This window comes from Pseudomonas sp. KnCO4 (genome assembly GCF_045344305.1).
GTDB classification, from domain to species: domain Bacteria; phylum Pseudomonadota; class Gammaproteobacteria; order Pseudomonadales; family Pseudomonadaceae; genus Aquipseudomonas; species Aquipseudomonas anuradhapurensis.
Genome location: NZ_CP174199.1, coordinates 1,827,303 through 1,848,617, shown reverse-complemented (window position 1 = coordinate 1,848,617; position 21,315 = coordinate 1,827,303). Strand labels below are relative to the sequence as shown.

Below are 21,315 nucleotides of genomic sequence, written 5' to 3'. Positions count from 1 at the left end.
ATCAGCAATATCAGCCACGATGCGCCCCCCGAGTGGTCTGGTTGACGTATTCGGCGCGACGATACATGCCGAGCAAACCCTGGATACCGCGAAACACCTGCTGCTGGATCTCCGCGAGCTCCTGATCATCGACCTTACCGTCGCCGATGCTGCGCGCCCAGGTTTCGGATAGGTTAGCGACCTGCCGGAAAAACTCCGCGAGACCCATGGTCAATGTTTCGGGCACGTCATGGCTGTAGGCACCCGACAGCTCTTGCCAGATGGTGTCGCCAACAAGAGCGTGCACTGAGTCGAGGATACGGGGATCCTTGGTGAGCTCGAGGATCTCGCCGAACTCTTGGACGTTGACGATGTGGGTAGGATGGGTAGGAGACAGCTTGTGCTGCAGAGTGGTGGCATTGCGGCCAGTGGTAGCCGCGATGGCGGCAGCACCGCCTGGGTAGTCACGTACAGCGTGGTATAGCGCGAGTTCGAGGGGCAGCACCTCGCGCTTGGCGCGCTCGATGCTGCTCATTACGGTTCGGCTCATGGCATTAATCCTTTTAGGTTGCCAGTGCCAGCGGCGTGTCGTGGTGATACATTTGCCGCGTGGCTTGAGTAGGCCATACGCCGGTTAAACCTCGGATGGGAAACCGGCACCAAGCCCGGGGCGTTGATCCGTCGACTACCCCAGGCGAAACTGCCGCCAGATCTGTGGTGGAGATGGCGGCCTCCAGGCTTCCTGCCCGGAGTCCGCACCAAAAGAAGCGCTTGCATGTGGTGTGCTCGCTTCTCATGGTACGGCCCTGCAGCATTGTGGTGATGCTATGGGGGGAGAGATGGGCGGTCGAAGACCGCCTGTATCTTCTTAATTCACATGGGTTTCCGAGCGCCAGCCTCTAGAAGCCATCGCTCATCCAATTGGTTTCCCATTTTTCTTGCTGCTTCTGCGAGATGGCGCGCGTAACGTGTTTCACCTGTGTATTCCGTACGGGGTAGAGCTCCAATCAAGCGCCATTTGTTGAGCGCTTGAGTGCTTCGACCACAAGCTTTTGCAGCAACCCCGATGCCACCTGCCGCCTCGAATGCGTAGGCGATTGCATTTGGGAACTGATCAATCCTAAGCACCTTCTTCGCCCCTTTATCAACCATCAGTTGATATTACTAATCAACTGACTATTGCGCAAGCCTTGTGTGAAGCTCAACCTATGGTTGACAAAAATGATCTACGTAGAGCGTTCTCCGCTCGCTTACATGAAGCTCTGAACGACGCGAATGTCCGGATTCGGGGTAGAGGTGTGGATGTCGCTGCCCGGATGAAAAGGATGGGAGTCGCAAAGACACCTCAAGCGGTCAGCAAATGGCTGAACGCTGAAGCGATCCCTGAAGCTATTAGCTTGGACGCTCTATCAAATTGGCTAGGTGTCAGACGTGAGTGGCTTGAATATGGAGTGCAGCCTAAAAGCATACACTTCAGTCAAGGTGACAATAATGTTTCTGATGTCCAGCACCGCTATAATAGGGTGCCGTTAATTTCGTGGGTCAAGGCTGGCGCCTGGTGCGAAGTCATCAATAATTTTGAACCTCACCATGCGGAAACCTGGCTGTCGTGTCCGGTTCCTATTAGTCGAAGCGGGTATGCACTAAAGGTGCATGGAGACTCCATGACTAACCCAGGACCGGGTCGCAGCTACCCTGCAGGCTGTATTATTTTTGTAGACCCTGAGATTGAAGCCAAAACAGGTGATCGAGTTATCGCTCGACTAACAAGTACAAACGAAGCCACATTCAAGATTCTTGTAGCCGATGCCGGACGCAAATTTCTTCGCCCTATCAATCCGCAATACCCGATTATAGAAATCACTGAAGAAACTCAAATTTGCGGAACCGTAGTTGGGGCCTTCATCCCCGAATAATATTACACCATATCGATAAATTTACCCAATAACACCTCCCGCAGTTGCTGAGCGCTATTAATGTAAGTCTCAATGTATTCCTGAGAATCAAAAACGGAGCCATGCACCAATGCATTCCTGAAAGTATTCACATCAAGGAACCATTCAAAAACATCTTGCTGAATAATGTCGTGATCCTTAAGCAGGCGGATACATATTTTGGGATTCGGCACCACATTTTTGCCATCGATCGTAAAACTGACCTTAGACAGCTTGAAAATATCAACTATCAGTTCAAGGACAGAATTCCACAGCGCAAGGAAGTCAGCATTCTGTTGACTAACCGTCCCGACGACACTCTCGGCGACTTCTTCTTTCTGTACGTCAGAGACATGTAGCTGATCAATACCGGCGATAGCCTCATCAAGCTTTTCCTTAACCTCAGCTGACACTTTAATTATTTCGTCGAACTCATCTTGGCTCAGAAAATTGTTGTGCGCGACGATGCAGCGCAAGTCGTATAGCTTCCGCCACCGAGCATCCAAGTAATCGCTATTACAATTCACCAGCGGGACAAAATAGCGCTCCCAGTTTGATTGGGGAATCATCTCCTTCAGCTCACTGAAATCAACATCATCGATACTATTAGCTTTTGAAAGCTTTGCTAGTAGCTTATCTGAGTTTGCTGTAGAGTACTTTTTGAACAAGAAATTAGCAAGCTGGATAAAATCAGCATCGTAAATTATAGACTGCTGACTTTTTTTCACCTTCACAGAATCCGAAACCTCTTTAGGCACAGCACTGCTAACCCATGAAGCACCAATACTAATAATCATGAACTTGGTAATAAGTTTACGCATCAAGTTTTCAAGTTCATGAATAACCGGGTAGGCCTTTGCACAAAGCTCGCTACTAACATCATCCCAAATTACTTCAGGAATTTTTACACTAACTTTTTGCAAAATCGTGCGCACAAGACGAAGAAACTTCTTATAGTCGGACAGACTTTCTTTCTTACTTGTAAATTTGACATGAAAATAAACCTGACCACTATCTGACACCCCTCCTTTTTGAACGGAATATTCAAAAGTTGAGTCTGAATATTTAACTTTATCTGGAAGTATTTGAATGCTGCCATAAGCCTGAAGAAGGGAGTTGAAGGCTTCAACAGTGCTACAGAAATCCTCTTTGGTCTCAATGATGGCGAGGTACTCGGTTCTGTAGGCCTTCATCAGGGCTCCTTGGGTTGAGGCGCGGGGGCAAGCATGAATGATGACAAAATGCCAGCCCAAGCGCTACACCCCATCAACAGCTTGACTAATATCAACCATCAGTTGATATTAGTCTCACTCTTCCACCACAGAGTGAGGTAACACCATGCACACCACAGCATCACTTCACGTCCATCCGGCCGCAGCCACCACCGATCTCATCTTCAAAATCCGCCGTCTAGCTCAACAATATGGCTGCGCGTTTGTAGCCACCAAACGCGCACCATCTGTGCCTGCATTCCGACAAGCTTTTCCGACTGCCGGAGGCCACGCAGCATGAGGTATTCACTTAGCCAAAACTCCTTTGCGTGCCTCAAGGCGCAGACCAACCTTTCCGGACATTTCACCCACATCCTCCGCGACGAGGCGCACGGCGCCTGCGCCAAGGCTACCCTGCAGACCGAGGTCTATCTCGACCAGCTCCACGTGACGATTCGCATGGGCTCCACGGTGAATAGCCTAATCCTGCCCGCGAACAACCTTGGAAGCGCGAGAAAGATCGCGGCGCACCTCGAGGCCATCGCCAACGGCAAGCTGGATACCGCCGACATGCCACCTACCGAGCCCGTGCTCGCCGACGCGGCGTAGGAGGAGATTATGGAACGCACCCTTGTGCAGACTGCCAAGCACTTTGGGATCAGTCGCAACGAGCTGATCAGCCGGATGCGCGAGTACGACCTGCTAACCGAGCGCAACCTGCCCCGCTACCCCACTCGAGACCGGGAATACCTGCGGACCAAAGAGGGCAGTTGGTTTCACCCGACAGCCGGGATGCAGTACAGCGAGTCGACTCGCGTGAAGCAGGCCGGAATTCCTTGGTTGGCAGAGCGCTTGGGTCTGCCACTTCCGTCACCACCGGAAGACAAACGCCATGCGGCCTAGGCAGTACGCGGGGCAGATCCTCCAGCTCAAGACCCGTGCGGAGCGCAACGCCGCGCTCCTACAGGTCCCAGATGAATGGCGGGATCTAGTCCGAATGCATTGTGAAATCACCTGGAACCATCCGTCACGCCACAAGCTCAGGGAGAGCCCGAAGCCTGATGAGCCATACAGACCAACTCGCGCTGCGCCTTCCGCACGCACCTGATGCAACAACCGTGGAGCTGCTGTACCGCACCTTTGGCGACGTGCTTATCCCACTCGACAAGGTGCGCGTGCAGTACTTCCGCAACCTCAACGAAGACACCTTTGCCGAGCAACTGAAGGTCGGCCGGATCTGCTTGCCCGTCACCACGCTTGACAACAGCCAGAAGGCCTTGAAGTTCGCCCACATCCGTCATGTTGCCGCCCTGATCGACAGCAGGGCCTACCTGGCGGACGAAAAGCAATCCCGCCCCAGCGAGCAAGACAAGTAGCAACAACACCAGCAAGGGCCGCCACCACCGGCCCGCACACCACAAGGAGTAAGACCCATGACCACCCAACAGGTCGTCGCCCTCTTCGTCATCTGTGTATTCATGATCGGACTGTTTGCCTACGCCTATTTCCTTGGCCGAAAAGCAGGCCGGGCCCACCACCCATCCGGCTTGCTTTTCAACTCTGTGCCGTGCACAGGACACAGCCGCCCAGCCGCTCTGGCATCACCGCAAATCTGGACCTCGGAGGGAAGCGAGCACGAGCTGGTACGGGGCCTCACCGATGCCACGCTCGCTTCGCTCCGCGAGACTCCCAGCATCGACGCGCAGAAAATAAAGAGTCTCTGCTGCGAAGCAGCAGGCATTATTCATCCCCTCAGCGGCCCCGCCGAGGCACTGATACCCCACGACAAGCTGCGCGAGGCAGCGCCCACTAGTGCAACGCTAATCGCTAAAGATTGCCCGCACGCGCAGCCTGCCGAGGGGTATACGCACCCTTCAGCAGTCAGCTGCATCGTCGCCGCGATGAACGCAACACTGGCCGAGCAGGCCGGGACCTACGCCACCTCGGAGCAGATGGCACAGGCAATTGAAGCCGCCCTGCAGCAAGCCGGGTTCCTGAGCCCAACCGACGAGACCTGGCAGGTCGTATGTGCCCGCCTGGACGAATTGCTGATCAACCGCGAGGCAGAACAGCGCAAGCACCACCATTGCGTCGCCAACCTCAAGCGCACAATCGCCGAGCTCGAGGAACGGATCATGTCCTACACCGGCCTGGCGGTGACCAAGTCTGACTATTCCCTTCTGATGGAGACCTCCAGAACGCTGCGGGTGGCCGAGCAGACCATGAAAGCGCTGAAGTCACAGGTAGCAAACCAGGCTGCAGAGCAAGCCGCTGGCCTCCAGGCGATCGCCAAGCGTGTCCATGCCCAACTGCGCAGCACACCTGCTACCGCCGCAGACACGGAGGAGGCAGCATGACGTCCCTTTCCGCAGCAAAGCTGCCCAATCCGCAAGACTTTAAAACTCAGTTTGGCTTGGCGCTCCACCCACAAGACGACGAGCTTGTGGTCGATTTCTTCTGCGGTGGCGGCGGCGCCGGGACAGGACTGGAAATGGGTTTGGGCCGCAAGGTCGACGTGGCCAAGAACCACAGCGCCGCAGCAATCAGCATGCACACCGCTAACCATCCGCATGCTCGCCATTTCCAAACCGACGTCTTCGAAGGCGACCCCGACGAAGAGTGCCAGGGCCGCCGCGTGGGCTGGTTCCACATGAGCCCCGACTGCACGCATCACAGCCAGGCTGCAGGTGGACAGCCCCGCAAGCGCGAGATCCGCAACCTGTCTTGGATCGGCCTAAAGTGGGGCGGCAAGAAGAAGCCACGTGTGATCAGCCTGGAGAACGTGAAGCAGATCCTGCAGTGGGGGCCGCTGATTGCCAAGCGCGACAAGGCCACTGGCCGGGTTATGAAGCTGGACGGCACCGTAGCGGCCATCGGCGAGCGCGTGCCAGTGCAGCAGCAGTTTCTGGTGCCCGACCCGAAACGCCGCGGCATTACCTGGCGCCGTTTCGTGCAGCTGCTAGAAGGCATGGGCTACCAGGTGGAATGGCGGATCATCAAGGCCTGCGACTTCGGTGCACCAACCAGCCGGGAGCGCCTGTTCATGATCGCACGCTGCGACGGCCAGCCAATCGTGTGGCCAAAGCCGACCCATGCAAAGAACCCAGCCAAGGGGCAACAGATGTGGCGCACCGCCGCCGACTGCATCGACTGGAGCGTGCCGAGCAAGAGCATCTTCGGCCGCAAGAAGGAGCTGGCTGCAGCCACGCTGCGCCGGGTAGCCAAGGGCATGAAGAAGTTCGTGCTGGACAACCCCCAGCCCTTCATCGTGCCGATCGCGAACTGGTCGGGCGAGCTGGCCCAGTCTGCCGACGAGCCGCTGCGTACCGTTACCTCCTGGCCACGGGGCGGTTCGTTCGCGATGGCCAGCCCAACCCTGGTGCAGACCGGATATGGAGAGCACCAGGGCCAGCAGCCCCGAGTGCCCGGCCTCAATCAGCCGCTGGGCACTGTCGTTGCCGGAGGAGTGAAGCATGCCTTGGCAGCTGCACACATGGTCAAGTTCCGGTTCAACAGCGAAGGCTCACCCATGACCGAACCTGTGCCGACCATCACCAGCGGCGGCGCCTACAAGCGCCCTGCAGGTGCGGCCCATGCCATGGGCGTGTGCACTGCCTTCATCGAGCAGGCCAATGGCGGATTCAACACCACGCCGGCAAAAGGCGCCGACGAGCCAGTGACCACTGTCACCAACACCGGCAGCCAACAGCGCCTGGTGACGGCCAGCCTGGCCACATTGCGCCGCAACTGCGTGGGTCGAGCCGTTGATGAGCCGGTACCGACCATGACCGCGGGCGCAGAGCATCACGCCTTGGTCAAATACAAGCTGTCGCCAGAGCATGAAGAAGGCGCCCTGCGCGTCGCGGCATTCCTGATCAGCTACTACGGCACCGAGAACATCAGCACCTGCGACTCGCCAGCGCCAACGGTGACCACCAAAGATCGCCTGGGCCTAGTCACCGTGTTCGTGAAGGGGACCCCATATGTGATCGTTGACATCTGCCTGCGCATGTTGCAACCGCACGAGCTGTACCGTGCTCAGGGCTTTCCAGCCAGTTACATCATCAACAAAGGGGCCGACGGCAAGCCGTTCACCAAGACCGAACAGGTCCACATGTGCGGCAACAGCGTCAGCCCACCGGCGATGTGCGCCTTGGCCAAAGCCAATGATCCTTGGAAACGCCACATACAGCACAACGACCAGCAAGCGAGGCAAGCAGCATGAGCCTTACCCGACACATCATCCTCACTCAGACCTCGCTCGAGCACGTGCTTTCGTCCGTTCGCGGGCTTCACGACATGAGCACCGAGCTCATCGCCGAAGAAGTGTTCCGACAAATGTCGGAGCTAGCCGCCAATCGCCTAACGCCGATAACCATCTGGTGCGGCCGAGGCGGTCTGTACCGGTCAAAGCTGGACGCCATCCGCAACGGGGAACAACTAGTCGAATCGGCCCTCCTAGTCGACACCCCGGATCTGGCAGAACTGGCTATCGAGGCACGCCATGGCTGAGCGAATTCGACCACCAATGGCGTCGCACAGCCTTGACCTGCCCGCCATCTGCGATATCTGCGGCAAACGCAGGTCGACCAGGCGACACTCGAAATGCAGTCGGATCCGCCAGCAGCGGGAGGGCGATAAGTGGGCAGCTTACATGGCCAATGTGGCCGCAAAACAAGCACTGGGGAGGCGCGCATGAACACTGCTTTCGTTCTGATGGCGCAATACAACGGCAAAGCGATCATCTCGATTGAGCAGGTGTGCACCGATTACTTCACACACCTGACTCCGGACATGTTTCAACGCAAGGTGCTGGCCGGGCAGATCAAGCTACCGATCACCAGGCTGGAATCGAGCCAGAAAAGCGCCAGAGGCGTGCACATCGCCGATCTAGCCCTTTATCTTGACCAACAGCGGGAAGCCGCACGCCTCGAGTGCGCGCAGCTGAACAAACCTCTACGCGCAGGCTAACTAACCTACCCGGGCGCCGAGCTTCACCGGCGCCTGGATAATTTGATCCAACCACTTCCAGCCCTTGTACCCGTCTCCTCTACCGCGCAGATGCGTATAACGCCGCATAGAGTTCCAATCGCGATGACCGGAGACGCTCGCAACCCTAGGTATATCCCAATCCATCTCGAACAATCGGCTCACACCTTCGTGTCGCAGGTCGTGAAAGTGGAGATCCTTGATACCTTTCATCTTGCACGCTTTAGCCCAAGCAGTGCCGACCGAGTCAGTGTTGTACGGGAATATCTCAGGGCACTCATGCGGCATGCTCTGCACAATCTGCCACGCCTCATCTGGTAAATGACACCAGACATCATTACCCAACTTCTGCCCGGGGTTTTTCATATCCCGCACTTTCACTGCTTTCCGGTGCTCATCCAGATCATCCCAGAGAATGCGCGTGATTTCGTCCATTCGTCTTGTCGAAAAGATCGCGAACGCCACCACCTTGGGCATGTGAATGACAGACGGCCTGCGCTGCAGCATCTCGAAGAAATGCTCCATCACCTTATCAAGCTCATCCAATGTGGGTCTGCGATCTCGCTCGCGACTCCTCATGTTGTAACCGAACTTCTTCAGGACCAGACGAGCGTCGGGCATTGCCAACGGATTGATCTCGTACCCCCAAGCCGCCCTGGCCAAGGACAGTACCGAACCCAGGTGAGCCAAATCATTGCCTGCAGTCTGAGGCTTTACTGAGCCGCCCTCTGGCCCCATGCGCCAAAGCGCATAATCCACCAGTACTTGCTGGCTGATGTCCGAATCGATTTTCTCCCCCAAATAGCTCTTCTTGATGGCATTGAGGGTTAGGCGCTTGGTCTCACCCAGAGGCCGGGCTTTCTCCGCCTCAATCAAATAGCGCTCGATCATCTCCTTGACCGTGTGCCCCTGGCGATTGGCGCGCTCGATCGCACCAGGTACTGCCAATTCGGTCTCTCGTCGCTTCGCCCAGGCTTGAGCAGCCTGCTTGCGGGCGAATGTCTGGGCTTCTTGGTAAACTATGACACCCTTTTTCTTGAGGCGGATCTGGACGGTGTAGCTGACCGTCCCATCGGCCTTTTTCCTTGCTCTGATCGTTGCCATGATTTTCGGTGGTACAAGCGTGATTGGCGGTGGTACATGGTACCACTGTCACACCAAAAACGCCCAAAAACCCCCAAAAACGGCACAAAAATGCGTAGACCAGAATGCCCCTAGAATCAGCCCCAAAGCCACAAACCACGCGCTCTGAGCCGTCCCGCCGGTTTTCCGTTGCACCCATGATGGACTGGACCGACCGCCACTGCCGGTTCTTCCTGCGCCTGCTCTCCAGGCAAACCCTGCTCTACACCGAAATGGTCACCACCGGCGCCCTGCTGCACAACGACGCCCACCGATTCCTCCGCCACGATGCCTCCGAGCACCCGCTGGCCTTGCAACTGGGCGGCAGCGTACCGGCCGACCTGGCCGCGTGTGCCCGCCTGGCCGAAGAAGCCGGCTACGACGAGGTCAACCTCAACGTCGGCTGCCCCAGTGACCGGGTGCAGAACAACATGATCGGCGCCTGCCTGATGGCCCACCCGGCGCTGGTGGCCGATTGCGTGAAGGCCATGCGCGATGCCGTGTCGACCCCGGTGACGGTCAAGCACCGCATCGGTATCAATGGCCGTGACAGCTACGCCGAGCTGTGCGACTTCGTCGGCCAGGTGCGCGAGGCCGGCTGCCGCAGTTTTACCGTGCATGCGCGGATCGCGATCCTGGAAGGGTTGTCGCCGAAGGAAAACCGTGAGATCCCGCCGCTGCGCTATGACGTGGCGGCGCAGTTGAAGGCGGACTTCCCGGACCTGGAGATCGTGCTCAATGGCGGCATCAAGACCTTGGCCGAGTGCCAGGCGCACCTGCAGACCTTCGACGGCGTGATGCTCGGCCGCGAGGCGTACCATAACCCCTACTTGCTGGCCGAGGTGGACCAGCAGCTGTTTGGCAGCGAAGCGCCGGTGGTCAGCCGTAGTGAGGCGCTGGCGCAGTTGCGGCCTTATATCGTCGCGCACATGCAGGCGGGCGGGGCCATGCATCACGTTACCCGGCATATCCTGGGGTTGGCCCAAGGGTTCAAAGGCGCGCGGCGGTTCCGTCAGTTGCTGTCGGCAGACATCCACAAGGCAGCGGAGCCGCTGGCGGTGTTTGACCAGGCCGTGGAGCTGCTGCAGGGGCGCTGAGCAATTTACCGCTGAAGCAGGTGGCGTGTGGCTGGCACCGGCTTCGCCGGTGATTGCGGATAAATCCGCTCCTACAAGTACGGCTATAACTGTAGGAGCGGATTTATCCGGGCTGCAGGCGGCGCGGTGGCTGGCATCGGCCTAGCCGGTGTCCGCGGGCATACCCACTGCTACAAAGAGTGGGCAACCTGTGGATCCCGAGCAAGACACTTACGCCAGCCAGTAGATCTGCTGTCAGGCAACCCGCTGCGGAACCTCAGGCCAGCTTGCGACTCGAATCTTCACCTTTCGCACAGCCCTTCCGGGCAAGCCCGCGCCCAGGCCCTTGAGCGGCCGTCGGGGCTCGGGTAATGTCGAGTCATTGCACAGGACAGAGCACGCCCATGACCTCCAAGCTGGAACAACTCAAGCAGTTCACCACCGTGGTCGCCGACACCGGGGACCTGGACGCCATCACCCGGCTGAAACCGGTCGATGCCACCACCAACCCGTCGCTGTTGCTCAAAGCCGCTGCCATCCCTGGTTATGCCGACCTGCTCAAGCAGGTGAAAGCCGACGCCAAGGGCGATGTCGACCTGGCCTGCGACCGCTTCGCGGTGGCCGTGGGTTCGGGCATCCTCAAGGTCATCCCCGGGCGAATTTCCACCGAGGTGGATGCCCGCCTGTCGTTCGATGAGCCAGCCCTGCTGGCAAAAGCCCGCAAGCTGATCGAACTGTACGAGGCCGCCGGCGTGGGCCGTGATCGCGTGCTGATCAAGCTGGCTTCCACCTGGGAAGGTATCCGCGCCGCCGAGAAGCTGGAGAAGGAAGGCATCCAGACCAACCTCACCCTGCTGTTCTCTTTCGCCCAGGCCCAGGCCTGCGCCGATGCCGGGGTGTTCCTGATTTCACCCTTCGTGGGGCGCATCTACGACTGGTACAAGAAAAGCACCGGCCAGGAATACGTGGGCGCCGAAGACCCGGGCGTGCAGTCGGTCACTCGTATCTACAACTACTACAAGGCCAACGGCTACAAAACCGTGGTCATGGGCGCCAGTTTCCGCAATATCGGCCAGATCGAGCAGCTGGCCGGCTGCGATCGCCTGACCATCAGCCCAGAGCTGCTGCAGCAGCTCAGCGACGACCAGGGTAACCTGCCGCAGGTGCTGAAGCCGGGCAATGCCGGCGAGCCCAAGCAGCACCTGAACGAAAGCCAGTTCCGCTGGGCCATGAACGAAGATGCCATGGGTACCGAGAAACTGGCCGAGGGTATTCGCCAGTTCGCGCGGGACCAGGAGAAGCTGGAGAAGTTGATGGCTGAAAAGGCCTGATACATTTCGGGTTTGCCTGACGGGCGGGAAGTGTTCAGCATTTTTCGCCCGTTTTGTTTTACCGAGGCATAGTTGTGTATTTGTTTCTCGGACCTCTTCGCGGGCACGCCCGCTCCCACAGGGATCTCCACAGTGCTTGAAAGCGCCGCCATACCTGTGGGAGCGGGCGTGCCCGCGAAAGGGCCCGCATAGCCCCCGAGCTGTCGATGACCTCCCCTACCCCATTGCCCCTCGTACTCGCCGGCCCGGTACTGCGCCGCCTGGAACCCCAGCGCCTGGCCATCTGGCTGGTCGCCACGCAACCACTGCAACCCGAATTCATCTTTCCGGCAAGCGAGGCCCGGGTCGATTGCCAGGTGGTCGCGGTGGGCCAGCACGCCTTCATCCACCTGCTGGATATCCACTTCGTCCAGCCACTGCCCTGCAACCAACTGCTCGACTATGACCTGCTCATCAATGGTCAGGGCATCGCCGACTGGGCGCCACACTTGCTCTACACCGGCACCCAGCGCCCAAGCCTGGTACTGCGCGATCGGCTCGACCACCTGTTGCATGGTTCCTGTCGCAAGCCGCATTTCCCGGCCGCCGATGGCCTGCTGTGCGCCGACCGCCTGCTGCAGGCCTGCGAAAAACCCGCAGAACGCCCCGCCGTGCTGCTGATGACCGGCGACCAGGTGTACGCCGACGACGTCGCTGGCCCGATGTTGCGCGCCATCCATGCCCTGATCGCATGCCTGGGCCTGTTCGACGAACCCTTGGAGGGCGCCGTGGTCGCCGACAGCCAGGCGTTGTACCAGCACCCGGCCTGCTACTACCACCGTGCCGACCTGCTGCCGGCCCAGGAGCGCAACGAGACCCTGCGCGAACGTTTCTTCGGCGGCAAGCGCAAGCCGATCTTCTCGTCGAGTAATGCCGATAACCACCTGGTGACCTTCGCCGAGGTCATGGCCATGTACCTGCTGGTGTGGTCCCCCGTACCCTGGCAGCTGGTGAACCTGGACATGCCCAGCGGGCTCAGCGCGCCGCGCCAGGCCCGCTACCAGCAGGAGCTGCCGCTGATCCAGGCGTTTGCCGACAAGCTTGGCCAGGTTGCACGGGTGATGGCCCACCTGCCCTGCCTGATGATCTTCGACGACCACGACATCACCGACGACTGGAACCTGTCGGCACAGTGGGAAGCAACCGCCTATGGCCACCCCTTCTCGCGGCGGATCATCGGCAACGCCCTGCTCGGCTACCTGCTGTGCCAGGCCTGGGGTAACGACCCGGACGCTTGCCAGGCACTGATCAGCCAATGCCAGGCGCTTGGCAGCCAGCCCCAGGACGAGCTGATCGGCGAACTGCTGCGCTTCCAGGGCTGGCAGTTCAGCCTGCCCAGCAACCCGCCCTTGCTGGTGCTGGACACCCGCACCCGCCGCTGGCGCAGCGAGAGCAGCCTGGCCAAGCCGTCTGGCCTGCTGGACTGGGAGGCGCTGAGCGAACTGCAGCTCGCGCTGCTGGACCACCCGTCGGCAATCATCGTGTCGCCTGCGCCGATCTTTGGCGTCAAGCTGATCGAGACGGTGCAGAAGGTATTCAGCTGGCTGGGCTACCCGCTGCTGGTGGATGCCGAGAATTGGATGGCCCATCGCGGTGCGGCCCAGGTCATCCTCAACATCTTCCGCCATTCGCGCACGCCTGGGCACTACGTGATTCTCTCAGGCGATGTGCACTATTCGTTCGTCTACGAGGTGCTGATCCGCCATCGCCAGCGCAGCCCGCATCTCTGGCAGGTGACTAGCAGCGGGATCAAGAACGAGTTCCCGCGGCGCTTGCTGGACGTGCTGGACAGGCTCAACCGCTGGTTGTACTCGCCACATTCACCACTGAACTGGTTTACCAAACGCCGGCAGATGGAGGTCGTGCCACGCACGCCCAGCCGCAGCAAGGCCGGGGAGCGGTTGTGGAATGGGGCGGGGTTGGGGCAGGTGTTCTTCGATGAACAGGGGCGACCGGCGCGGGTTCTTCAGCTGAGTGCAGATGGCAGTGAAGCGACCGAGTTTGCGCGGCGAGAGTGACTGGCCTGATGGTGTTGTGGGGGCGTTGCTGGCCTCTTCGCGGCTGAAGCCGCTCCCACAGGGATCTCACCTGTCTTGAAGCCTGTGCGGTACCTGTGGGAGCGGCTTTAGCCGCGAAGAGGCCGGCACAGGCTGCAGATCAGCTCCGCTCCAGCGCACTGACCAGGTCATGGAAGGCTTCGCGGTTGGAATCGTTCAGGCCCATGAGGATCTTGTGCGCCTCCAGTACCTTGGAGCGCACCACGTCCTCATTCTGGTCCTGCGATGGCAGGTCGGTCAGGCACTCCGGGCATGGAATCGGACGATCGACGATGTTGAACACCTGATCGAAGCCCATCGACTGCAACAACCGGGAAATGTCCGGATTGGTAGTGACCACGGTCGGCAGCAGGCCTACCTTCTGCCGCGACAGGATCGACAGCTTGGCCAGCAGGCCCAGGGTGGTGCTGTCGATGCTCTCGGTTTCGGTCAGGTCGATGACAATCGCCGAGAAGTTCAACGCGGTGAAGATCTTCTCGATCGTCGCATCCAGCGCCGAACACAGGGTCAGACGCACTTCACCGACGAATTTCAGTACAAAGGTACCGCTCTGCTCGGCGAACTGAATTCTACCGGTACTCATTGAAGGTTCCTGCTCAACACCAATAGGGCGATATCATCCGGCATCTCCCCAAGCGTAGCCAATCCAAAACGTTGACGCAGCCCATCCAGGCTGCCACCTGCTGCCCTGACGATTTCCGGCAGGGCGGTTTCTTTATCTTTGAGCGTGTCACCCGGCAAAAGGTCCAGAATGCCATCGGACATCAGCGTGAGGCTGAACCGCGGCGGCAGTTCCACCACCAGGTCCTGGTAGTTGGCCTCGTCGAACAACCCCACCGGCAGGCCGCGGCCTTCCAGGTAACGGGTATGCTCAGGGGTATGCAGCACCGGCAACGGCAGATGGCCGCCTACGGCGTAGGTCAGCAGGCCGGTGTCCTCGTCGATCACCCCGCCGACCATGGTCACGTGCTTGCCCAGCTTGCAGTTGATCAGCCCGCGGTTGATGTGGCTGAGTACCTGCGAAGGTTTGAATTCGCGCATCTTGCCGCTGCGCTTGAATTCGAACAACAAGCGCGTGGTCATGAACTTCAGCAGCACGGTGACGAACGCCGACGAGGCGCCATGCCCGGACACATCGGCCAGGTAGAAGGCGATGCGCCGTTCGTCCACGCGGAAATAATCGGCAAAGTCACCCGACAGGTACAGCGACGGGATGATCTGGTGCTCGAAGGCGAACTCGCCGGCCACCCAGGGGCTTTCCGGCAGCATGTTCATCTGCACCTGGCGACCGGCTGTCTGGTCCTCCTGCAACAAGTGCAGGCTGGCCTCCAGCTCGCGGTTGGCGGCTTCGAGCTTGTCGCGGTAGCGCTGGTTTTCCAGCACCAGGCGCGAACGGTCGAGCGCCCGGCGCACCGAGTGCTCGAGCACGGCCAGGTCTTCCAGCGGCTTGATCAGGTAGTCGGCCGCGCCCAGGCGCAACGCTTCCACCGCATCGCTCATGACGCCGGCACCGGACACCACGATCACCGGTAATTGCGGCGCGCGCTCGCTGACCTGGCGAATCAGCTCGAGGCCGCCCATCTGCGGCATGCGCAGATCGCAGATCACGAGGTCGGGCTGGTGTTCTTCGAAGACCTGAAGCCCCTGCTGGCCATTGCCGGCCTGGAGGACGCTGAAACCACTGTCTTCAAGATAGGCGGCGAGGCTTGCACGGACCACGTCGTCGTCATCGATGATCAGCAGCGTTGCACTGGTTTTCTGCATGTGGGCGAACGGCGCCGATTGGGGTTGGTGCAGCGGGGTCGGCAAGGCAGACGGCCAGCTACGGGAATTCTCTATGGTCACACTCTACTTGAGTTGTAGGACAAGAACACCTGCCAGGCAACTGTCCGGCAACTGTGAGAGCTAACCTTGTAAGGCGCAGACGGTACTCCCATCCGGCAGGCGTTTCAAGCATGCAAGGGTCGACCTCGCCGCACTTTACAGCGCAAATCACCGGGAGTTATAAGAAAGTCGTCCAGCGTAACCGACAGGAAGCATGCCGCATGTCCCACACGCCCTCCAGCCATGCCGAAAAACGCGACTTCATCCGCATGCGCATCGACGCCGAGGTCAGCCTGTTGCATGAAGGCCAGGTGATCGCCGCTGTGTGCCTGGACCTGTCCAGCAGTGGCATGCAGGTACAGGCGGCGCGGCGCTTCCAGGTGGGGGACCGGATCGAGGTGCGGATCGAATCCGAGCATCCGGCGTTGAAGGGGCTGCATGCCAGCACCGAAGTGGTGTGGATTGCCGACCAGCCGGGTGGCCAGCAGAAGTTCGGCCTGCGGATTCTGGCCATGCAGTGATCGCCCTGCCTGGCGCCCCTTGTAGGAGCGGCCTTGTGTCGCGATGGGCTGCGCAGCAGCCCCCGGTTTCAGCTTTGCTGCATGAATCGCCGGGGCTGCTGCGCAGCCCATCGCGACACAAGGCCGCTCCTACACGGGGAATCGCGCAGGAAGGGGAATCGCGCAGGACCAGCCAGGCAGCAGATCAGAAGTCGTCTTCGACCTCGCCATCCTTGACCTTGAACTCGCGGTTCTGCAGGTAGGCATTGCGAATGAAGATGTACTTGTCACCCTGGATCAGCTTTTCGGCCGAGAGCAGGTCGGCGCGGGTGTCGATCACGTCCAGGGCGAAGATCGAATTGCGCGTCGGCACATGGTCGATGTAGCGGTAGGGTTCGGTATAGGTGTCCGGGTACTTGGCCACGCCGTCACGCACGGTGCTCGGCCCCAGCAGCGGGATGACCACGTACGGGCCACTCGGCACGCCCCAGTAGCCGAGGGTCTGGCCGAAGTCTTCGTCGTTGCGCTGCAACCCCATCCGGGTGCCGACGTCGAAGAAGCCGCCCAGGCCGAAGGTGGTGTTGACGATCAGTCGCGCCGTGTCCACGCCCGCCGCATGCGGCTTGAACTGCAACAGGTCGTTGGCCAGGTTGGTCACATCACCGAGGTTGCGGAAGATGTTATGGATGCCATCTTCGAGGAACTGCGGGGTAACCGCCTGGTAGCCCTTGGCCAGAGGCTTGAGGGCATAGGTGTCAAGCGCATCGTTGAAGCGGAAGATCGGGCGGTTGACCGCTTCCCAGGGATCTTCCTCGGTGGCGGCCTGGGTAGCTGCCACGGGCGCCAGCAGCATGCTGGCGCAGACACAGGCCTGGGTGACACGTTCGATCACACTGGCACCGATCCTACGCATAGGTGTTTCTCCATCGGATTTCTCGGCCGCAAGCGCAACGGGGCGCTGCTGTACCGCGGCAGTATAGAGGCTTGCGGGCTGATAAGCAGCTTTACACAACGTTGCTCAATAATTTGTGAACAACTGTTGCGCGATACCCGCTGTCACCGGGCGGTAACAATCGCCGAATAGCCTGCGGACTATTTGGGGGACGTTGCCATGGACGCTGCACCCGCCTTCACCGCTGTGCTGTTCGGCTTGCGTGGCTGCCTGGTGCAAACCGCCGACGGCGCACCCTCGCCCGCTCCTGGCGCGCTGGCCAGCCTGGCCAGCCTGCGCCAGCGCCAGGTGCCGTGCATCTGGCTGGATGAGCTCGACGCCAACCAGAACCAGCGCCTGGCCCAGGTACTGCCCGACTGGCTGCCAGGGCACACCGTGCAGGGCGCACGCTGGCCGGCGCCGAACGCCTGCTGGCAGGCGCTGATGACGCTGGGCAGCGCACGCCTGGATGGCTGCGTGCTGGTCAGTGGCGAGCCGCAGTTGCTGCAGTCTGGCCTCAATGCGGGGCTGTGGACGGTGGGGCTGGCCGCTTGCAGCCCGTACTGCAACCCCAGCTCGCGGCACTGGCAGGCCATGACCGCGCAGCAACAGGACCTGGCCCGGGGCAAGGCGACGCTGGAACTGTTCAGCCTGGGTGTGCATTCGGTGATCGACCACCTCGAAGCGCTGGACACCTGCCTGCTGGACATCGCCCAGCGCCGGCGCAAGGGCGAAAAACCCTGATACAGCAGCGTTGACACGGATCATGCAAAGCTGCGGCAGGTGGATTACGCTGAACACAAGCCAGAACCTTTGCCGCTTCGCTGAGGTCCATGGCTTGCCAAGCCATTGATGGAGAACTACCAATGCCTGCCCGCGAATTGCAAGAGCGCCTGAACAGCTTGCGCGAGCAACTGGACCGCAACGTGCCGCTTTCTGACGAAGAACTGGCCGCGCTGCATGAAGAAGCGCGCCAGATCGAGGCGCAACTGAAACTTGAAGAAGCCACCCCAGACCATAACCTGGTAGACGGCGTGAACCTGGCGATCGAACGCTTCGAGGCCGACCACCCCGACCTCACCGCCACCCTGCGCAGCATTGCCAACTCGCTGCACAGCATGGGCATCTGAAAAAGCGGGGGGTGCTTTGCCCCCCCTTTCACCGGCACGCCAGCTCCGACCTCGACCGCATCGGCCTCGGGCCATCTGCAAACCCTGCAGGAGCTGGCGTGCCGGCGGTGGGCCGCAAAGCGGCCCCGATACCTTACTGGCGAACCAGGCGCTGGTTCTGCGGGCTGATCGCACGGGTGCTGCGGTACGGGTTGATGTCCAGCCCACCGCGGCGCACATAGCGCGCATACACCGTCAGAAACTCCGGCTGCAGCAGGTTCTTCAGGTCGAGGTAGATCCGTTCCACGCACTGCTCATGGAAGTCGGCATGCTGGCGGAAGCTGACCAGGTAGGTCAGCAGGCTGGCAGGGTCCAGCGCCGGGCCCTTGTACTCGACCACCACGCTGCCCCAGTCCGGCTGGCCGGTGACCGGGCAATTGGACTTCAGCAGGTGGCTGTGCAGGGTTTCTTCCACCACCTGATCCGGGTTGCAGCGCAGCAGTTCGGGCTGCGGCTGCTGGTAGTTGCTGATGGCAACGTCCAGCGCATCGATGCACTGCCCCGGCAAGGCCACCACGCCCTGCGCCTCGACTTCGGCCAGGCTGCGCAGCTGCACGCCAACCGGCTTGCCGGCAGCGGTGGACAAGTCTTTCTCCAGGCAGGCCTGCAGCTCGCCAGGCGAGGCGAACACGGTCTGGTTCAGCGAATTGAGGTACAGCTTGAACGACTTCGACTCGATGATGTTCGGCGAATCGGCCGGGATGGCGAACTCGCCGATCGCCACCACCGGCTTGCCCGAGGGCAGCAGCCAGCTCAGCTCGAAGCAGTTCCAGTAATCCACACCCTGCCAGGGCAAGGTCTGGGCAGTGACCCCCAGTTCGGCCCATTTCGCGGTACGCGGGATCGGGAACAGCAGCTGCGGGGAATAGGTGGCGATGTATTCGCTGGACTTGCCCAGCGGGGAATGTTCGGCAGCGGGATGCATGGAAACTGACCTGAAGGTTCGAAATTGTGCCTAGTCTACCGGTTTTGCGCCCTGCCTTGGAGCGCAAGTCACCAGGCGGTTACCGGGGAATTACAACTTTGTCAGTTTGGCCGCGCGGCTGCATCGTCACGTATCATCTCGGCCAAAGCCCTGCGCTACCTGGAGCCATGCACCCCATGAAACTGCTGATCGTCGAAGACCAGGCCCGCACCGGGCAATACCTGAGCCAGGGCCTGAACGAAGCCGGCTTCGCCACCGAGCTGGCCAACGACGGCGAGACCGGCCAGTTCCTGGCGCTGACCGGCGACCACGACCTGCTGATCCTCGACGTGATGCTGCCCGGGCGGGACGGCTGGCAGATTCTCCAGGCCGTGCGCCAGGCCGGCCTGGATACACCGGTGCTGTTCCTCACCGCCCGCGACGCGGTCGAGGACCGGGTCCACGGGCTGGAGCTGGGCGCCGACGATTACCTGGTCAAGCCGTTCGCCTTCTCCGAACTGCTGGCACGGGTGCGCAGCCTGTTGCGCCGAGGCACCAGCCCCAGCCAGGACACCACCCTCGGCCTGGCCGACCTGCGCCTGGACCTGATCCGCCGGCGCGCCGAGCGTGCCGGCCAGCGCATCGACCTGACCGCCAAGGAGTTCGCCCTGCTCGAACTGCTGCTGCGCCGCCAGGGCGAGGTGCTGCCCAAATCGCTGATCGCTTCGCAGGTGTGGGACATGAATTTCGACAGCGACACCAATGTGATCGAGGTCGCGATCCGCCGCCTGCGGCTGAAGATCGACGACCCGCACCGCAACAAGCTGATCCACACCGTGCGCGGCATGGGCTACGTCCTCGAAGAGCGCGAGGAATGATGCGCCGGGTTTCCCTTGGCAGCCGCCTGGCCCTGCTGTTCGCCGCCTGCACTGCCGCCGTCTCGCTCGGCGCCGGCCTGATATTCAGCCGGGCCAGTGCGCAGCACTTCGTCGAACTGGACCAGCAACTGCTCGACTCGCGCCTGTCGCTGTTCCGTTCCCAGCTGGCCGGCCTCAGTAGCGCGGCCGAACTGCAGGCGCGCCTGCCAGCGCTGCGCGATGAACTCGGCCACCAGGCCGACCTGGCCCTGCGCATCAGTGGCAGCGACGGTGCCACCTGGTTCGAAAGCCGCACGGGCCTGCCCCAGGCTCCGCTGCCCGACGGGCTGGCAACCTTGCATGAGCAAGGCACGGACTACCGCAGCCTGGCCGTACATCTGGTACAAGACGCCGCGCAGTCGCCGCAACTGACCCTGTACCTCGATATCACCCACCACCAGCACTTCCTGCAGGGCATGCAGCGCCTGATCTGGTTGACGGTCGGCCTGTCGGCGCTGGCCACCGCGCTGCTCGGTGCCTGGGCCGCACGCCGCGGGCTGCGCCCGTTGCGGCAGATGGGCCAGGTAGCCGCCAGCGTGTCGGCACGTTCGTTGACCACCCGCCTGCCGGTGGCACAAATGCCCGAAGAGCTGGCCGAGCTGGCCACTGCCATGAACGCCATGCTGCAGCGTCTGGACGATGCCTTCCAGCGCCTGTCGGCATTCTCTGCCGACATCGCCCACGAGCTGCGCACACCGCTGTCCAACCTGCTGACCCATACCCAGGTCACCCTCACTCGCCCGCGCAGCCTTGAAGAGTACCGCGAGGCCCTGCATGGCAACCTGGAAGAACTGCAGCGGATGGCGCAGATGATCAACGACATGCTGTTCCTGGCCAAGGCCGACCATGGCCTGCTGGTACCGGGGCGAGCGCCGCTGGCGCTGCATGAGGAAGTGGATGCGCTGCTGGAGTACTACGCCCCGCTGGCCGAGGACAGCAACGTACAGCTGTCGCGCGAGGGTGAGGCCTGGCTGCAGGGCGACCGGCACATGCTGCGCCGAGCGCTGTCCAACCTGCTCGACAATGCCTTGCGCTTTACCCCCGAGGGTGGGCAGATACAGGTGACGCTGGCGCCTGGGCCGACGCTGTGCGTGGCCAATACCGGAGGGGCCATCGAGCCGGCCGCATTACCGCGGCTGTTCGACCGCTTCTACCGGGTGGACCCGGCGCGGCGCGAAGGCAGTAGCGAGCATGCGGGGTTGGGGCTGGCGATTACCCGGTCGATCGTGCAGGCCCATGGCGGGCGAATCCGGGCAGAGTGTGTGGAGGGCTGGACGCGGTTCGTCATCGAGTTCACTCAAGATCGGTGAACTGGGGGCTGCTTTGCAGCCC

General features: G+C 60.8%; 23 protein-coding genes. 16 read left to right on the top strand and 7 right to left on the bottom strand.

Annotated features, from left to right (window positions below; genetic code table 11):
* Positions 1 to 10: 10 nt before the first annotated feature.
* Positions 11 to 529: a phage regulatory CII family protein gene (locus ACJA3S_RS08585; protein ID WP_406821494.1), complete on the bottom strand. Its 519-nt coding sequence runs from the start codon at positions 527 to 529 to the stop codon at positions 11 to 13.
* A 658-nt stretch (positions 530 to 1,187) separates the two neighbouring features.
* Between ACJA3S_RS08585 and ACJA3S_RS08580 the strand changes: the two genes are divergently transcribed.
* Complete coding sequence (locus ACJA3S_RS08580) at positions 1,188 to 1,895, top strand: LexA family protein (protein WP_406821493.1); 708 nt, start codon at positions 1,188 to 1,190, stop codon at positions 1,893 to 1,895.
* Between the two features lie 2 nt (positions 1,896 to 1,897).
* Here ACJA3S_RS08580 and ACJA3S_RS08575 read toward each other — a convergent pair whose 3' ends face one another.
* Positions 1,898 to 3,106: a hypothetical protein gene (locus ACJA3S_RS08575; RefSeq protein WP_406821492.1), complete on the bottom strand. Its 1,209-nt coding sequence runs from the start codon at positions 3,104 to 3,106 to the stop codon at positions 1,898 to 1,900.
* Positions 3,107 to 3,421: 315 nt separating this feature from the next.
* Between ACJA3S_RS08575 and ACJA3S_RS08570 the strand changes: the two genes are divergently transcribed.
* The 7 genes from ACJA3S_RS08570 to ACJA3S_RS08540 all read left to right on the top strand — a co-directional run bounded on the left by ACJA3S_RS08570 (position 3,422) and on the right by ACJA3S_RS08540 (position 8,095).
* Positions 3,422 to 3,733: a hypothetical protein gene (locus tag ACJA3S_RS08570; protein WP_406821491.1), complete on the top strand. Its 312-nt coding sequence runs from the start codon at positions 3,422 to 3,424 to the stop codon at positions 3,731 to 3,733.
* A 9-nt stretch (positions 3,734 to 3,742) separates the two neighbouring features.
* Positions 3,743 to 4,027: a phage antirepressor KilAC domain-containing protein gene (locus ACJA3S_RS08565; protein ID WP_406821490.1), complete on the top strand. Its 285-nt coding sequence runs from the start codon at positions 3,743 to 3,745 to the stop codon at positions 4,025 to 4,027.
* A 158-nt stretch (positions 4,028 to 4,185) separates the two neighbouring features.
* A complete protein-coding gene (locus ACJA3S_RS08560) occupies positions 4,186 to 4,500 on the top strand; it encodes a pyocin activator PrtN family protein (RefSeq protein WP_406821489.1) in 315 nt (104 codons plus the stop codon).
* A 57-nt stretch (positions 4,501 to 4,557) separates the two neighbouring features.
* The gene (locus ACJA3S_RS08555) at positions 4,558 to 5,481 is read left to right on the top strand and encodes a hypothetical protein (RefSeq protein ID WP_406821488.1); all 924 of its coding nucleotides are present in this window, start codon (positions 4,558 to 4,560) and stop codon (positions 5,479 to 5,481) included.
* Complete coding sequence (locus tag ACJA3S_RS08550; protein WP_406821487.1) at positions 5,478 to 7,349, top strand: DNA cytosine methyltransferase; 1,872 nt, start codon at positions 5,478 to 5,480, stop codon at positions 7,347 to 7,349. Before ACJA3S_RS08555 ends, ACJA3S_RS08550 begins: the two co-directional genes overlap by 4 nt.
* Entirely contained in the window at positions 7,346 to 7,636 is a 291-nt protein-coding gene (locus ACJA3S_RS08545) for a hypothetical protein (protein WP_232858842.1), read from the top strand. Before ACJA3S_RS08550 ends, ACJA3S_RS08545 begins: the two co-directional genes overlap by 4 nt.
* 183 nt (positions 7,637 to 7,819) lie before the next feature.
* The gene (locus ACJA3S_RS08540; protein ID WP_084858161.1) at positions 7,820 to 8,095 is read left to right on the top strand and encodes a pyocin activator PrtN family protein; all 276 of its coding nucleotides are present in this window, start codon (positions 7,820 to 7,822) and stop codon (positions 8,093 to 8,095) included.
* Here ACJA3S_RS08540 and ACJA3S_RS08535 read toward each other — a convergent pair whose 3' ends face one another.
* The gene (locus ACJA3S_RS08535) at positions 8,096 to 9,217 is read right to left on the bottom strand and encodes a tyrosine-type recombinase/integrase (RefSeq protein WP_406821486.1); all 1,122 of its coding nucleotides are present in this window, start codon (positions 9,215 to 9,217) and stop codon (positions 8,096 to 8,098) included.
* Positions 9,218 to 9,321: 104 nt separating this feature from the next.
* Here ACJA3S_RS08535 and dusA point away from each other — a divergent pair, with 104 nt between their 5' ends.
* From dusA to ACJA3S_RS08520, 3 genes are all read left to right on the top strand, one after another.
* Entirely contained in the window at positions 9,322 to 10,332 is a 1,011-nt protein-coding gene (gene dusA, locus ACJA3S_RS08530) for a tRNA dihydrouridine(20/20a) synthase DusA (RefSeq protein WP_406821485.1), read from the top strand.
* 383 nt (positions 10,333 to 10,715) lie between these two features.
* Positions 10,716 to 11,642 carry a transaldolase gene (tal, locus tag ACJA3S_RS08525; protein WP_406821484.1) on the top strand — a complete coding sequence of 309 codons (927 nt, stop codon included), beginning with the start codon at positions 10,716 to 10,718 and terminating at the stop codon, positions 11,640 to 11,642.
* Positions 11,643 to 11,848: 206 nt separating this feature from the next.
* A complete protein-coding gene (locus tag ACJA3S_RS08520) occupies positions 11,849 to 13,699 on the top strand; it encodes an alkaline phosphatase D family protein (RefSeq protein WP_406821483.1) in 1,851 nt (616 codons plus the stop codon).
* Between the two features lie 139 nt (positions 13,700 to 13,838).
* On the opposite strand, the gene rssC is transcribed toward ACJA3S_RS08520, so the two are convergent.
* Together rssC and rssB are read right to left on the bottom strand one after the other, a co-directional pair.
* Positions 13,839 to 14,321, bottom strand: coding sequence for an anti-sigma factor antagonist RssC (gene rssC / locus ACJA3S_RS08515; RefSeq protein WP_019096598.1), 483 nt, complete (start codon positions 14,319 to 14,321; stop codon positions 13,839 to 13,841).
* Positions 14,318 to 15,502 (bottom strand): two-component system response regulator RssB, encoded by a 1,185-nt coding sequence (rssB, locus tag ACJA3S_RS08510; protein WP_170029115.1) that lies wholly within the window; start codon positions 15,500 to 15,502, stop codon positions 14,318 to 14,320. The genes rssC and rssB overlap by 4 nt, the downstream gene beginning before the upstream one ends.
* Before the next feature lie 281 nt (positions 15,503 to 15,783).
* Here rssB and ACJA3S_RS08505 point away from each other — a divergent pair, with 281 nt between their 5' ends.
* Positions 15,784 to 16,083 carry a PilZ domain-containing protein gene (locus ACJA3S_RS08505; RefSeq protein WP_406821482.1) on the top strand — a complete coding sequence of 100 codons (300 nt, stop codon included), beginning with the start codon at positions 15,784 to 15,786 and terminating at the stop codon, positions 16,081 to 16,083.
* A gap of 184 nt (positions 16,084 to 16,267) precedes the next feature.
* Here ACJA3S_RS08505 and ACJA3S_RS08500 read toward each other — a convergent pair whose 3' ends face one another.
* Positions 16,268 to 16,975 carry a VacJ family lipoprotein gene (locus ACJA3S_RS08500; RefSeq protein ID WP_406821481.1) on the bottom strand — a complete coding sequence of 236 codons (708 nt, stop codon included), beginning with the start codon at positions 16,973 to 16,975 and terminating at the stop codon, positions 16,268 to 16,270.
* A gap of 198 nt (positions 16,976 to 17,173) precedes the next feature.
* Between ACJA3S_RS08500 and ACJA3S_RS08495 the strand changes: the two genes are divergently transcribed.
* A complete protein-coding gene (locus ACJA3S_RS08495) occupies positions 17,174 to 17,737 on the top strand; it encodes a phosphonoacetaldehyde phosphonohydrolase-related protein (RefSeq protein WP_406821480.1) in 564 nt (187 codons plus the stop codon).
* 122 nt (positions 17,738 to 17,859) lie between these two features.
* Positions 17,860 to 18,123 (top strand): DUF4404 family protein, encoded by a 264-nt coding sequence (locus ACJA3S_RS08490; protein ID WP_015269548.1) that lies wholly within the window; start codon positions 17,860 to 17,862, stop codon positions 18,121 to 18,123.
* A gap of 133 nt (positions 18,124 to 18,256) precedes the next feature.
* Here ACJA3S_RS08490 and queF read toward each other — a convergent pair whose 3' ends face one another.
* A complete protein-coding gene (gene queF / locus ACJA3S_RS08485) occupies positions 18,257 to 19,087 on the bottom strand; it encodes an NADPH-dependent 7-cyano-7-deazaguanine reductase QueF (RefSeq protein ID WP_406821479.1) in 831 nt (276 codons plus the stop codon).
* A 176-nt stretch (positions 19,088 to 19,263) separates the two neighbouring features.
* Here queF and cinR point away from each other — a divergent pair, with 176 nt between their 5' ends.
* A complete protein-coding gene (cinR, locus tag ACJA3S_RS08480; RefSeq protein WP_406821478.1) occupies positions 19,264 to 19,944 on the top strand; it encodes a two-component system response regulator CinR in 681 nt (226 codons plus the stop codon).
* Positions 19,941 to 21,293, top strand: a complete 1,353-nt coding sequence (locus tag ACJA3S_RS08475) for a heavy metal sensor histidine kinase (protein ID WP_406821477.1) — start codon at positions 19,941 to 19,943, stop codon at positions 21,291 to 21,293. Before cinR ends, ACJA3S_RS08475 begins: the two co-directional genes overlap by 4 nt.
* Positions 21,294 to 21,315: the final 22 nt, after the last annotated feature.